Annotated in this window: 13 protein-coding genes and 1 pseudogene; 7 read left to right on the plus strand and 7 right to left on the minus strand. The window is 68.9% G+C overall.

The window, feature by feature from the left end:
* Positions 1-82: 82 nt before the first annotated feature.
* A complete protein-coding gene (locus tag BN1701_RS26145; RefSeq protein WP_054053156.1) occupies positions 83-994 on the minus strand; it encodes an SDR family oxidoreductase in 912 nt (303 codons plus the stop codon).
* The gene (locus BN1701_RS26150) at positions 991-1,566 is read right to left on the minus strand and encodes a TetR/AcrR family transcriptional regulator (protein WP_054053158.1); all 576 of its coding nucleotides are present in this window, start codon (positions 1,564-1,566) and stop codon (positions 991-993) included. The genes BN1701_RS26145 and BN1701_RS26150 overlap by 4 nt, the downstream gene beginning before the upstream one ends.
* 239 nt (positions 1,567-1,805) lie before the next feature.
* Here BN1701_RS26150 and BN1701_RS26155 point away from each other — a divergent pair, with 239 nt between their 5' ends.
* From BN1701_RS26155 to BN1701_RS26185, 7 genes are all read left to right on the plus strand, one after another.
* Complete coding sequence (locus BN1701_RS26155) at positions 1,806-2,741, plus strand: ABC transporter ATP-binding protein (RefSeq protein ID WP_054053160.1); 936 nt, start codon at positions 1,806-1,808, stop codon at positions 2,739-2,741.
* A 5-nt stretch (positions 2,742-2,746) separates the two neighbouring features.
* Positions 2,747-3,508, plus strand: a complete 762-nt coding sequence (locus BN1701_RS26160; RefSeq protein ID WP_054053163.1) for an ABC transporter permease — start codon at positions 2,747-2,749, stop codon at positions 3,506-3,508.
* The gene (locus tag BN1701_RS26165; RefSeq protein ID WP_054053164.1) at positions 3,508-4,233 is read left to right on the plus strand and encodes an ABC transporter permease; all 726 of its coding nucleotides are present in this window, start codon (positions 3,508-3,510) and stop codon (positions 4,231-4,233) included. Before BN1701_RS26160 ends, BN1701_RS26165 begins: the two co-directional genes overlap by 1 nt.
* Positions 4,234-4,509: 276 nt before the next feature.
* On the plus strand, positions 4,510-5,070 hold the full coding sequence (locus BN1701_RS26170; protein ID WP_082860060.1) for a hypothetical protein: 561 nt from the start codon (positions 4,510-4,512) through the stop codon (positions 5,068-5,070).
* A gap of 84 nt (positions 5,071-5,154) precedes the next feature.
* Positions 5,155-5,793, plus strand: coding sequence for a tRNA (guanosine(46)-N7)-methyltransferase TrmB (gene trmB, locus BN1701_RS26175; RefSeq protein WP_231949922.1), 639 nt, complete (start codon positions 5,155-5,157; stop codon positions 5,791-5,793).
* 79 nt (positions 5,794-5,872) lie between these two features.
* Positions 5,873-6,901, plus strand: coding sequence for a nitric oxide synthase oxygenase (locus BN1701_RS26180; protein WP_054053169.1), 1,029 nt, complete (start codon positions 5,873-5,875; stop codon positions 6,899-6,901).
* Positions 6,902-6,912: 11 nt separating this feature from the next.
* The gene (locus BN1701_RS26185; protein ID WP_054053171.1) at positions 6,913-8,220 is read left to right on the plus strand and encodes an amidohydrolase family protein; all 1,308 of its coding nucleotides are present in this window, start codon (positions 6,913-6,915) and stop codon (positions 8,218-8,220) included.
* A 131-nt stretch (positions 8,221-8,351) separates the two neighbouring features.
* On the opposite strand, the gene BN1701_RS36015 is transcribed toward BN1701_RS26185, so the two are convergent.
* From BN1701_RS36015 to BN1701_RS26205, 5 genes and pseudogenes are all read right to left on the minus strand, one after another.
* Positions 8,352-9,206 carry an IS3 family transposase gene (locus BN1701_RS36015; protein WP_054048734.1) on the minus strand — a complete coding sequence of 285 codons (855 nt, stop codon included), beginning with the start codon at positions 9,204-9,206 and terminating at the stop codon, positions 8,352-8,354.
* A complete protein-coding gene (locus tag BN1701_RS37570; RefSeq protein ID WP_231949588.1) occupies positions 9,203-9,574 on the minus strand; it encodes a helix-turn-helix domain-containing protein in 372 nt (123 codons plus the stop codon). The genes BN1701_RS36015 and BN1701_RS37570 overlap by 4 nt, the downstream gene beginning before the upstream one ends.
* 24 nt (positions 9,575-9,598) lie before the next feature.
* Positions 9,599-9,697: pseudogene (locus BN1701_RS38325) on the minus strand (hypothetical protein); the annotation flags it as partial.
* A 244-nt stretch (positions 9,698-9,941) separates the two neighbouring features.
* The gene (locus BN1701_RS26200; protein WP_054056136.1) at positions 9,942-10,634 is read right to left on the minus strand and encodes an SDR family oxidoreductase; all 693 of its coding nucleotides are present in this window, start codon (positions 10,632-10,634) and stop codon (positions 9,942-9,944) included.
* Between the two features lie 57 nt (positions 10,635-10,691).
* A complete protein-coding gene (locus BN1701_RS26205; RefSeq protein ID WP_054053173.1) occupies positions 10,692-12,743 on the minus strand; it encodes a PhoX family phosphatase in 2,052 nt (683 codons plus the stop codon).
* Between the last annotated feature and the right edge of the window lie 44 nt (positions 12,744-12,787).

Here is a 12,787-nt window from a genome sequence, read left to right on the forward strand (position 1 = left end):
CTTTTGACCCGCACAGGCCCATTTCCAGGGGTCCCCAAATCAAGGCGAACCACCCAAACAGGCGCCCACCAGCCAAAATGGCCTACCGATACGGCGCCGGATCCACCGATGCCGGGTCCAGCCCACCCCCATGAACGTCCTTGAACCACCGCCCCCAGTCCGGCTTGCTGCCGTCGACGTCAGTGAACCCGTATTCCCGCATAAGAGTCCAACTGGCCAACGTCTTGCCCGAGAACCGCTTCACATCCGGATCCGAAGCCAGCGCCACCACCCCACGCCCAAGAAAGCGCGGAGTCTCCGACATCCGATAGTCGGGAACCGTGGTCGACTCCCACGTCTCCTCAGTCACCCCGTAGTGCTCCATCATCATCTCCGACCGCAAATACCCAGGCGTCACCGAAAGCCCAGTGCAGCCTTTCGCGGCCAGGTCGTCCGCCACCGCCCGCCCAATCGCCCGCACGCCGGATTTCACCAAGTGATACGGGATCCCGACCGGACCCGGATAGTCATCCACATCCCCGTCCGTCACCTCGATGACCAACCCGCCAGGCTTGCCGACCACCAACGGCACCAGCCGGTGCAGCGCGATCAGGTGCGTCTCCAGACCATTGCGAACGACCCCGAGCGCCTTGTCCAAATCGGACTCCCAGAACGGCGTGCCGAACTCCACGAACAGATCGCCACCCCAGATGTCGTCCACCAGGATGTCCAGCGCGCCATGGTCGGACGAGATCCGAGCCCGCAGAGCGTCCACATCGGACAGAACCGTGTAGTCGCAGCGGACCGGGATACCGTGCCCCCCAGCCGAGGAGACCAGCTCAGCGGTCTCCTCGATGGTTTCCTTGCGTCCCATGGGAGACGCGGTCTCCCGCGTGGTCCGACCCGTCACGTACACCGTCGCACCCGCCGCGCCCAGTTCCACCGCGATCCCGCGCCCACAGCCACGCGTCGCGCCGGTCACCACGGCGACCTTGCCTTTCAAATCCACGATCATCCCCTCCAGCCGTCTATTACCGCGTCCACGTCCTCCGCCAGCCGGTCGCCCAGCACACCGACCGGGCGGATCGACCAGTCCATCGATACCCCGTTCACCACCGCCAGCAAGACCCGCGCCGCCCGAACCGCATCCGGTGCGCGCGGGAGATCCGACGCGGCGGCGACCACGGCCCGGCGAAGTTCGCCCTCCATCGCCGCGTAGTGCTCGCCCAGCAACCCCCGCAGAACCGGGTCGACCAGGTCGACACCGAGTTGGCCGAGGTGGTTGGCCGCCGTCTCGGCGTCGCCCAGGCCGAGGTGGGTGACGACCGCCGCCGCCCGCAGACCGTCCACAGGCGACTCGTGCGCCTCGGCCGCCGCGCGCATGTCGAGCGCGACCCGACCGGTCCAATGGGTCGTCAGCGCGCGCAGCAGCCCGGCCTTCGAGCCGAACCGCTGCGCCACCGTGCCCACCGAGACCTGAGCCTCGGCGGCGACCTGGGCCAGGGTGAAGCCGGGCCCATTGCGCCCGATGATCTCGCCCGCCGCGTCGAGTAACCGCTGGTCGGTGATGGTCTTGGGGCGAGCCACACCATTAGTGAACCACAGTTCATTAATCGTGTCACCCCGACTCGGCGGCCATCCGGGATCAGGGTGGGGTCAGGGTCGTTCCCGATGAGGTCAGCCTCACGGTTGATGGAGGCTAGTCCCGCAAGGTGATCCCGGGTCGCGACCACAGGACGACGCGGGCGCCCATCCCGGCGGAACAGGATTTGTGCAGTGGGGGAGCCGTCGCGACCCGAGCGAGGCACCGGATACGAGGAGAAACCATGATCGAGGCAGTCGGCCTCACCAAGCGGTATGGGAAGACCCTCGCCGTGGACAACCTGTCGTTCAGCGTGCCGACGGGCCGGGTAACCGGCTTCCTCGGCCCGAACGGCGCGGGCAAGTCCACGACGATGCGGATGATCCTGGGACTGGACGCGCCGACCGGGGGCTCGGCGCTCATCGACGGGCAGCACTACCGCGACCTGCACCACCCGCTGCGCACCGTCGGCGCCTTGCTCGACGCCAAGTGGGTGCACCCCAACCGCTCCGCGCGGGCGCACCTGCAGTGGATGGCCAAGTCCAACAAGATCTCCGCCAAGCGCGTCGACGAGGTCCTCGACCTGGTCGGCCTCACCTCCGTGGCGAGCAAGCGCGCGGGCGGCTTCTCCCTCGGCATGTCCCAGCGCCTCGGCATCGCCGCCGCGCTGCTGGGCGACCCGCAGGTGCTGCTGTTCGACGAGCCGGTCAACGGTCTGGACCCCGAGGGCATCCTTTGGATCCGCAAGTTCATGCACCGCCTGGCCGACGAGGGCCGCACGGTCTTCGTCTCCAGCCACCTGCTCTCCGAGATGGCGCTGACCGCGCAGGAACTCGTCGTCATCGGCCGCGGCAAGCTCATCATGCAGACCAGCACCGAGGACTTCGTGGCCCAGGCCACCGAGAACACCGTCCGCGTCCGCAGCCCGCACCTGTCGGCGCTGCGCACCGCGCTCGGCCGCACCGGGGTCGGACTGCGCGACGAGGGCGAGAGCCTGATCGTGTCCGGGATGGACTGCGCCGACATCGGCGAGCTGGCCGCCTCCACCGGCGCCGTGCTGCACGAGCTGAGCCCGCAGCGCGGTTCGCTGGAAGAGGCGTTCATGCAGCTGACCGGCGACTCCGTGGAGTACCACACCGATCTGACCGACAACGCGGCTCTCGTCGGCGCGGGGAAGTGACTTCCATGACTCTGCTCGCCGTCGAACGCATCAAGCTCTTCACTACCCGCTCGCCGTGGTGGAGCACCCTCGCCGCCCTGGCCGTCACCGTCGGCTTCGCCGCGCTCATGGCGGGCACCGCCGAGACCGAGATCCCGATGACCGTCGCGGCCTCCCAGTTCGGCTACAGCTTCGGCCTCGTAGTCGTCATGGTCATGGCCGCGCTGGCGGTCACCACCGAGTACCGGTTCTCCACGATCCGGGCGACCTTCCAGGCCATCCCCAACCGCACCGCGGCGCTGCTGGCCAAGACCGTCGTCGTCGCCCTGCTCGCCGCGGTCATCGGCGAACTGGCCGCCTTCGGCTCCTGGGGCGTCGCGTCCCTGATCAGCCCGGCCGACCTGGCGATCAACACCGCCTTCGAGTGGCGCGCTGTGGCCGGTGTCGGCCTGGTCTACGCCCTGGCCGGGATCGTCTCGGTCGCCGTGGGCATCCTGATCCGGCACTCGGCGGGCGCGATCTCGCTGCTGCTCATCTACACCCAGCTGGTCGAGTCGCTGATCTCGTTTATCCCCGAGGTGGGCGACGACATCCACAAGTGGCTGCCGTTCAACCTGGCCAACCACTTCCTCACCGGCAATCCCGATCTGACCGGCAGGCCCCAGGAGTTCGGCCCGATGATCACCGACGTGACCATGAATCCATGGTCCGCGCTGGCGCTGTTCGCCGGGTTCTCCGTGGTCATGCTGGCAGGCTCGCTGGCGGTCGCGAACCGGAGGGACGCCTGATGACGCTGCTCGCGGTCGAGCGCATCAAGCTGTTCAGCACCCGCTCGCCGTGGTGGAGCATCGTCGCGGCGCTGGGCCTGACGATCGGTTTCACGGCGCTGAGCGTCGGCACCAAGGACGCGGGCTTCCCCGTCACAATGGGCGAGACCCAGTTCGGCCGGATGTTCGGGCTGATGGTGGTCATGGTGATGGCCGCGCTGGCCGTCACCACCGAGTACCGGTTCTCCACGATCCGCACGACGTTCCAGGCTATCCCCAACCGCAGCGCGGCCCTGCTGGCCAAGACCGCGGTCGTGGGTCTGCTGGCCGCGGTCATCGGTGAGGTCGCCGCGTTCGGCTCGTGGGGCATCGCCAACCTGTTGCAGCCCGCCGCCGACCTGGGCATCCACACCGCGGCGGACTGGCGGCTGATCGCGGGCACCGGCCTGGTCTACGGCCTCGGCGCGGTACTCGCGGTCGCGGTCGGCACGCTGATCCGGCAGTCGGCCGGCGCGGTCTCGGTGCTGCTGATCTGGCCGCTGCTGGTCGAGACGCTGGTCCAGCTCATCCCCAAGGTGGGCCAGGACATCGCCTGGCGGATGCCGTTCACCAACGCCAACGAGTTCGTTGCGGGGCCGTCGCCGGACGCGCCGTTCAGCCCGTGGGTCTCGCTGGCGTACTTCGCCGGGACCGTTGGGGTCTTCCTGGCCGCCGCGCTGGTCGTCGCGTCGAAGCGGGACGCGTAGAAAACTGGTCGCCGTCGTCGGGGGACGGCGGTGACCGAGGGAAGCGGGCTCGGTCCACCTTTCGGGGGGTGGGTCGGGCCCGTTCCTGTTTCCGCCCGCGGTGAGGGGCTTTCGCCCCTTGCCCTCGGAGAGGACGATTACTTACAACAAGCACTCGGATTAAGACCACGTTAAGTAGCTGTGATGTTGAGCACATCGTGCGGACGGGACCCGCCGATTCGGGTCTGATCATGGTTCACAGTCCCGTCTCGGAGCCCATGGAGGTGGACCTTGACGGTGGTTGACGCCGGTACGCCACAACGGATCCCGACGCCGCAGAGTCGCGGCCTGCATGTCGAGCCCATGATCGGCCTGGAGTGGTCCGAGGCGCTCGAACAGCCCTTCGGCGCCCAGCCGGGCTCGCCAGGCGAGGCCCGCCTGTCGTGGGTCCACCGCGCGCCCGAGGTCCAGGTGCTCGCCCTCTACCGGGCCGCGCGCGCCGCGGATCCCGACGTGCCCGCCCCGTGGTGGCTGCGTGCCCTCGCGGCCGGGACGCTGACCAGCCGACTCGAAGGCTGCCGCATCGAGGACCGGGTCACCAAGCTGCTCGACGCGCGCCCCGGCTGGGTGTTCGTGCCGTGGGGCGAGGAAGGCGAACCGGGGTACTGGGAGTACATGCCCTCCGAGCGCGCGCTGAGCCGCCCCGGCATGCCGACCACCCTCGCCCACACCGACCGGCACACCGGCTGGATCGACGTCGTGCCCGTGCACGCGGGTCCGACGCCGCCGCCCATCGCCGTCGGCGGGCTGGCCGACCTGCGCGCCAACCTCGCCCGGCTGGAGTCGCTGACCCCCTGACCTGGCAGGCTGGTCGGCGTGACACCGACCGAACAGGAGCCGCGCAAGCGCGCCGTGGTGAGTTTCGTGCACCGCGGCGGCCGGATGACCGTGGGCCAGGGCAAGGCGTGGGACCGGCGCTGGGACGAGCTGGGCAAGCAGGTTCCCCAGCTGCCGCCCGGCCCGATCGACCTCGACTCCTGGTTCGGCCGGTCGGCGCCGGTGCTGCTGGAGATCGGGTCCGGCATGGGCGAGACCACCTCGCAGCTGGCCAAGGCGGCCCCGGAGCTGAACTACCTCGCCGTCGAGGTCTACCAGCCGGGCCTGGCCCAGCTGATGCTGCGCGCGGAGGCCCTGGAGCTGACCAACCTGCGGCTGCTGCGCGGCGACGCGGTCGTGCTGCTCGGCGAGCACATCCCGGTCGGGTCGCTGGCCGGTGTGCGCATCTTCTTCCCGGATCCGTGGCCGAAGAAGAAGCACCACAAGCGGCGGCTGGTCCAGCCCGAGTTCATCGCCTTGGTCGCCTCCCGGCTCGCGCCCGGCGCGACCATCCACCTGGCCACCGACTGGGAGAACTACGCCGAGCAGATGCTCGAAGTGCTCTCGGCCGAGCCGACGCTGCGCAACCGGTACGACGACTGGGCGCCGCGGCCGGACTGGCGGCCGGTGACAAAGTTCGAGTCCCGGGCCCGCGAAGAGGGACGGATCAGCCGGGATCTGATCTTCGAACGAGTGAATGATTGACCGACGGTGACGGCTGGATGGGGTAAACCACTCGTCCGAGTAGTCGAGCTGCGGTCCTGAAGTACCGATATCCAGTGATGTGACCGCACTGCGCGACGACGTCCTGCCCCTGCCCCGCGCGATCCCGCACACCACCGACTCCGTAGCGGACCTCGAACAAGAGGCCGCGCACTTCCTGCGCCTGTACCACGCCGCCCGGCCCAAAGCGGGCGCCGTCCACGAGCGGATGGCCAAGGTGCGCGCCGAGATCGCGGCCACCGGCACCTACCGCCACACCCAGGCCGAGCTGGCCTTCGGCGCCCGCGTGGCGCTGCGCGACAGCGGCTGGTGCCCCAGCGCGGTGCCGTGGCGCGGCCTGCTGGTGCGCGACCTGCGCGCCGTGCGCGACGCCGACACCGTGGTCGCCGAGTGCGGCAAGCACCTGCGGACCGCGGGCCTGGGCGGCCAGGTCCGCCCCACGGTCACCGTCTTCGCCCCCGACACGCCGTGGCGGCGCGGCCCGCGCATCCGAAACGACCAGCTCGTGCGCTACGCGGGCTATCGCGGCGTGCCCGACGGGGACATCGGCGACCGCCGCTACACCGACTTCACCACCGTCGTGGGCAAGCTCGGCTGGCGCCCGCCGCTGACCAGGGGCGCCTTCGACCGGCTGCCCCTGGTCGTGGAGACCGACGACGAGGGCATCACCCTGCACACGCTGCCCAGCGAAGTCGTGCGCGAGGTCGCCTTGGTCCACCCGACGCTGCCTTGGTTCGCCGAGCTGGGCCTGCGCTGGCACGCCGTGCCGGTGATCAGCAACCAGCGGTTGCACATCGGCGGCATCGACTACCCCGCCGCGCCGTACAACGGCGTCTACCTGTGCCGCGCGATCGGCGAGGACGTCATCGCCGACGACTCCGCCTACGGGCTGGCGCGGGTGATCGCCGCCCGGCTCGGCCTCGACACCGCCAGCGAGCGCACCCTGTGGCGCGACCGGGTCGCCGTCGAGTGCAACCGCGCGGTGCTGCACTCGTTCGACGCGGCCGGGGTCACCGTCGAACACTCGGCCGAGGCCTACGCGTCACCCGCGTCGTCCCACGGCAGACCGGCGTTCCTCCGCCAGCGTTAAAGTTCCCAGCTATGAGCCTGCGCTTGCGTGCCCCGATTGTCCTGCCCTGCGACGCCGCGTGTTCGGTGCTGCGCGACGCGGTGGTCGACATCGGCGCCGACGGCCGGATCCTCCACTGTGGACCGACGGCGACCGCGCCCGCGTCCGACGCGCCCGTGCGCCTGCTGACCGGCATCCTCATGCCCGGCCTGGTCAACACCCACGCGCACAGCCCGATGACGGTCCTGCGCGGGATGGGCGACAACCTTCCGCTGATCCGCTGGCTCACCGAGGTCATCTGGCCCGCCGAGGGCAAGCTGACCGGCCAGGACGTCTACGCGGGCATGGTCCTCGGCTCAGTGGAGATGCTCCGCGCGGGCGTGACCACCAGCGCCGAGATGTACTTCCACGGCGAGGACGTCGCCCGCGCGATCATCGACACCGGCGCCCGTGGCGTCATCGCCCCGGCCGTGCTCGACGGACTCGGCATGGACTGGCGGAAGATGCTGGCCGACATCAGCACCTGGATCGACGCCGACGGCCTGCGCTTCGGCCCCGGCGAGCGCGTCGAGCTGGGCTACGGCCCGCACTCGGCCTACACACTGCCGCCCGCCGCGCTGACCGAGGTCGCCGAAGCGGCCAGGCAGCGCGACGCCCTGGTCCAGATCCACGTCGCCGAGTCACTCCCGGAAGACCAGACCCAACGCGCCGAGCACGGGTCGGTCCCGGCCCTGCTCGCCAAGGTCGGCTTCTTCGGCGGCCGCGTGCTCGCCGCCCACTCGGTGCACCTGTCCGACACCGACATCGCCCTCTACGCGGACAACGGGGTCGGCGTCGCGCACTGCCCCGGCTCGAACACCAAACTCGCCTCCGGCATCGCCCGCCTCACCGACCTGCGAGCGGCGGGCGTCGCGATCGGCCTGGGCACCGACGGCCCAGCCAGCAACGACGACCTGGACCTCTGGGAGGACATGCGCCTGGCCGCCCAACTGGCTCGCGTGTCCACAATGGACCCAACCGCACTCGGCGCCGCCGACACCCTGCTACTAGCCACCCGAGGCGGCGCCCAAGCCCTACACCGCAACGACATTGGCGCCCTGGAAGCGGGCCGCTGGGCCGACCTGGTCCACGTCGGCATCGACGACCCAGCCTTCGCCGCAGGCCTGGACGTACCCGACACCCACCTGATCGCAAACCTGGTGTGGGCAGCCGGATCCAGGACAGTCTGCGACGTCTGGGTCGCGGGCGAACAGGTAGTCGCCGACCGCGAACCAACCAGAATCGACCGCACAGAAGCACAGGCGATGGCCGGAAAGGTAACCACCCGCCTGCTTGCGTAGGCATGGCACGGCTTTCCGCCAAGGGCCACCGCAGCACCCAGCACACACCGCCAGCACCCCAGCACCCCCGAAACGTAAGGGGCCCAACAGAAATGAACCGCTCCCCGGAAGTTGGACTGCGTAAGTAAAGGTTAGGGCGCGAGGGCCTGGGCTCGGTATTCGACCGGGCTCAGGCCCTTCAGCGTGGTGGAGATGCGGGTGTTGTTGTACCAGTCGAGGTACTCGTCCAGGGCTGTGGTGAACTCCTCGACGGTGCCGAACGTGTCATGGTTGAACATTTCCTCCTTGAGGTGGCCGAAGAAGTTCTCGGCGAGTGAGTTGTCCAGGCAGTTGGCTCGCCGGGACATCGACTGCGGCAGACCCGCGTCGGCCAGCAGCGCGCGCCAGGAGGCGTGTTGGTACTGGAAGCCCTGGTCGGAGTGCACCAGCGGTGTGGCCCCGGCGTTCAGGGTGGCGATGGCCTCGCGCAGCGAGGAGTTCGTCAGTTCCAGCGACGGGGACGGGCCGTGGGTGTAGGCGATGACGGATCGGTCGAACAGGTCGATCACCGGTGACAGGTAGATCTTGCGGTCCGCGATGCGGAACTCGGTGACGTCGGTGACCCACTTCGTGTCGGGGGCCTGGGCGCTGAACTGGCGGTTCAGCACGTTCTCGGCGACCGTGCCTGCCTGCCCGAGCCAGGACCGATACCGCCGCGGCCGCCGCACCTTGCAGACCAGGCCCAGGGTGTTCATCAGCTTGAGCACGGTCTTCTTGGCCACCCGCCGGCCCTGGCGGGCCAGCACGAGGTGAATCCGCCGATGCCCGTATCGGCCACGAGCCTGCTCGAACGCCTCGGTGATCGCGGCCTTGAGACCCGCGTGCGGATCGGGGCGCGACAGCCGGGCCTGCTGGTAGAAGAACGTCGACCGGGCCACACCGGCGACCTCCAGCAGCACCGGCAGCGGATAGTCGGCCTTGAGAGTGGCGATGACCTGGGTTTTCACCCTCGCCCCTGCTCCCTCAAGGCCCGCAATTTTTTTAGGTAGGCCACCTCCGCGGACAGCCGCAGGTTCTCCCGCCGCAACCGCTCCAGCTCGCTTGGCGCCGGCGCGGGCGATCGCGTGTCACCGGCGGGCGGCCGCCCTTTCGGCTTGGGCCGCAACGCTTCGGCGCCCTCACGCCGATACAGCCGCACCCAGTTCTCGACCAGCTTGGGCGAGGACAGGTCATGCTCGCGCGCGAGCTCGATCGCGGTCGCCTCACCGCTGACGAACCGCCGCACCACATCGAGCTTGAACTCGAACGTGAACGACCGCTTGCCCGGCACCATCACCAGCGCCCCCGCGCCTCGCAGCCTCCAACGATCATGCAAGCGTCCCACCGCGTCCGGGGACACACCCAGCCGGGTCGCGACCGCGCCTCTGCCATACCCGGCCTCGAACAACGCGACAGCAGCCTCCCGCTGCCGCTCCGACAACGAACTACCTGGATACACCAAACCGCTCCCCGGAAGACGGAACTGGATTACCAGTCCAACTTCCGGGGAGCAGTTCAAAACGGCCTGTTTGGGTGGTTCGCCTTGATTTGGGGGAAATGGGCCTAAAATCGCGGTGCGGGTGAGGTTCCTTGAGCTCGCCTTTTGACCCGCACAGGCCCATTTCTAGGGGCCCCAAATCAAGGCGAACCACCCAAACAGGCACGCCACGACCAAGCAGGCCGACCCAGCCAAGCGGGCCAACCTACCGAACCGGCCGCGATCGAATGGTCACGTCGGTGAGATGAGCGTCCGGCGTAGCCAGAACACTGGCCCGGACAGCAGCAGCCACCGAATCAGCGGTCAGGTAACGCTCAGGCTCATACTCACCACCCTCATCCGCACGAACGACGCGCTGCATATCGGTGTCAGTGCGCCCGGGATAAACCGACGTAACCCGCAGACCCGCCCCTTCTTCCTCCGCACGCAGAACATCCGCAAACGCCCGCAACGCGAACTTGCTCGCCGCATACGGCCCCCAACTGGGATTCGCGTTCTGCCCCGCACCCGAGTTGATCAACACGACCTGACCGCGAGCGGCACGCAACGCAGGCAGCAAAAGCCGCGTCAACTCGGCCACAGCGACCACGTTGACCTCATACATCCACCGCCACTGATCAGCAGTGAACCCGCTCAACGGCCCGACCCGCACCACACCGGCCGAATGCACGAGCACGTCCAACCTGGTCAGGTCCGCCGTCGCGGCGGCAAGGGCGGCCCCATCGGTCAACTCGACCAGCCACGGCCGCGCGTCAGGCAGCCCCGCCGCCACCGCGTCGAGCGCGGCCACATCCCGCCCGCCCAACAGCAGCCGATGGGTCGGAGCCAGCGCGTGCGCGATAGCGGCGCCGATGCCGCGGGAAGCGCCGGTGATCAACGCGAGGGGACGATCAGTCATGCCCCGAAAATAGTGCACCCGCCGTCACCGGGACGGCGGGTGCACCGGGACAGCTACTTACTCACCGATCTTGTGGCCGGGCTTCCAGATCACCGCGACCGAGGGGCGCGGCTGCGAGGTGCCACCGTCGGGCCAGTGCGCCTTCGGGTTGTCGGCGCTGGCACCGTCGAGCTCACCCGGGTGCTGCACCGAGACGAGGACGAACTTGTCCTCGATCACCGGGCCGCAGGTCTCCGCACCGGCGGAGACGGTGAGGAACTGCTTGAGGTGACCGCGCTCCGGACCAACGGTGGCCGTGGCGAACAGGCCGTCGTTGGAGCCCAACTGGTTGCCGTCGGTGGAGATCCACAGGTTGCCGTGCTTGTCGAAGGCCAGGTTGTCCGGGCACGAGATCGGGCTGACCTGGGTCTTGTCGTAGCCGCCGAAGTAGGTGTCGGCGCTGGCCGGGTCACCACAGACAAGCAGCAGACGCCACGAGAACGTCAGCGCGGTGTTGTCGCCGCCGTCCTCTTCCCACTCCAGCACGTGACCGTGCCGGTTGGCGCCGCGCGGGTTGATCTCGGTCGGGCCTTCCTTGCCCGGCTTGCCGCGGTCGGTGTTGTTGGTGAGCGCGGCGTAGACGCGGCCGGAGACCGGGTTCGCCTCGACGTCCTCTGGGCGGTCCATCTTCGTCGCGCCGACCTTGTCCGCGGCCAGGCGGGTGAAGATGTAGACCTCTTCGGCGGTGAAGCCCTCGACGAAGGGCTCCGTACCCGACACCAGCTTGATCCATTTGCCGGTGCCGTCGAACTCGCCGTCGGCGGGCAGCGTGCCCGCGACGAAGTCCGGGCTGTCGCCGGTGAACTGGGCGACGTAGAGGGTGCCCTCGGACAGCAGCTTCTTGTTGTGCTCACGGGCCCAACGGCTGCGGCCGTGGCGCATGCGGTTCTTGGAGACGAACTTGTAGATGTAGTCGAAGCGCTCGTCGTCGCCCATGTACGCGACCACGCGGCCGTCGTCGGCGACGTGGATGTTGGCGCCCTCGTGCTTGAACCGGCCCAGCGCGGTGTGCTTCACCGGCGCCGACTTCGGGTCGTGCGGGTCGACCTCGACGATCCAGCCGAAGCGGTTGACCTCGTTGGGCTCCTTGCTCACGTCGAAGCGCTCGTCGAAGCGCTCCCACTTGCGGCCGGACGCGCCACCGGAGAGGCCGTAGCGGGCCAGGCGGGCCTTGGTCGCCGGGTCGGTGACCGAGGCGGAGTTGGCGAAGTACTGGTTGAAGTTCTCCTCGCCGGTGAGGATCGTGCCCCACGGGGTGACGCCGCCCGCGCAGTTGTTCAGCGTGCCGAAGACCTTGCGACCGGTCGGGTCGGCCTTGGTCTTGAGGTAGTCGCTGCCCGCGGCCGGGCCGTCGACGGCGAACTCCGAGTTGACGGTGATGCGGCGGTTGTAGAAGCGGTCCAGCTTCGTCACCAGCTTGCCGGTGCGGCCTTCACGCTCGACGACGACGACCGACAGGCCGTGCGCGGCCCAGCCGATCTTGACCTGCTCCTCGGTCGGGTTGGCCGCGTTGTAGCCCTTGAAGAGGAATGTCTCGGTGGTGTACTCGTGGTTGGACACCATGAGGTAGCGGTTGTCGCACAGCTCGACGAGGCCACAGAAGTCGTTGTTGTAACCGAACTGCTTGGCCTGCGCGGCTGCGGTCTGGTTGTCGAAGTCGAACGCGGGCGCACCCGGCAGCACCGGGTCACCCCAGCGGATCACGACGGAGGAGACATAGCCCGCCGGCGCGGTGATCTTGTCGTCGGTGTTCGGCGCGACCGGCGTGAAGTTCAGCCCCTTGGGCTTCTTGGACTCGATCTCCTGGTCGTCGGCGGAGTTCTGCGCGGCGGCGGAACCGACACCGACGGCCGCGACACCGGCACCGGCGACGGCGAGCACCGCACCGGCCTTCAGCATGCCGCGACGGCTCACGATGTTGCGAACGACATCCCCGAAGTACGCGTTCTCCGAAGTGTTCGGCGCCTCGTGGGAACAGGCGTTGCCACAGCGGTATTCACAAGTCACAGCCTGCCTGCCGAGGGGATGGTTCGGCGGCAGCAGCGGCAGGTTGATCCGGCCGTCGGACACGGGAGCCTCCTGAGATCTGTCCACGCGGGACAGCCAAGAATGGT

Origin of the sequence: Alloactinosynnema sp. L-07, assembly GCF_900070365.1 — a bacterium.
GTDB lineage: Bacteria > Actinomycetota > Actinomycetes > Mycobacteriales > Pseudonocardiaceae > Actinokineospora.

Coding starts and splice junctions, on each gene's coding strand:
- BN1701_RS26145 (WP_054053156.1), bottom strand. CDS start 994: ATGATCGTGGATTTGAAAGGCAAGGTCGCCGTGGTGACCGGCGCGACG.
- BN1701_RS26155 (WP_054053160.1), top strand. CDS start 1,806: ATGATCGAGGCAGTCGGCCTCACCAAGCGGTATGGGAAGACCCTCGCC.
- BN1701_RS26160 (WP_054053163.1), top strand. CDS start 2,747: ATGACTCTGCTCGCCGTCGAACGCATCAAGCTCTTCACTACCCGCTCG.
- BN1701_RS26165 (WP_054053164.1), top strand. CDS start 3,508: ATGACGCTGCTCGCGGTCGAGCGCATCAAGCTGTTCAGCACCCGCTCG.
- trmB (WP_231949922.1), top strand. CDS start 5,155: ATGACCGTGGGCCAGGGCAAGGCGTGGGACCGGCGCTGGGACGAGCTG.
- BN1701_RS26185 (WP_054053171.1), top strand. CDS start 6,913: ATGAGCCTGCGCTTGCGTGCCCCGATTGTCCTGCCCTGCGACGCCGCG.
- BN1701_RS26200 (WP_054056136.1), bottom strand. CDS start 10,634: ATGACTGATCGTCCCCTCGCGTTGATCACCGGCGCTTCCCGCGGCATC.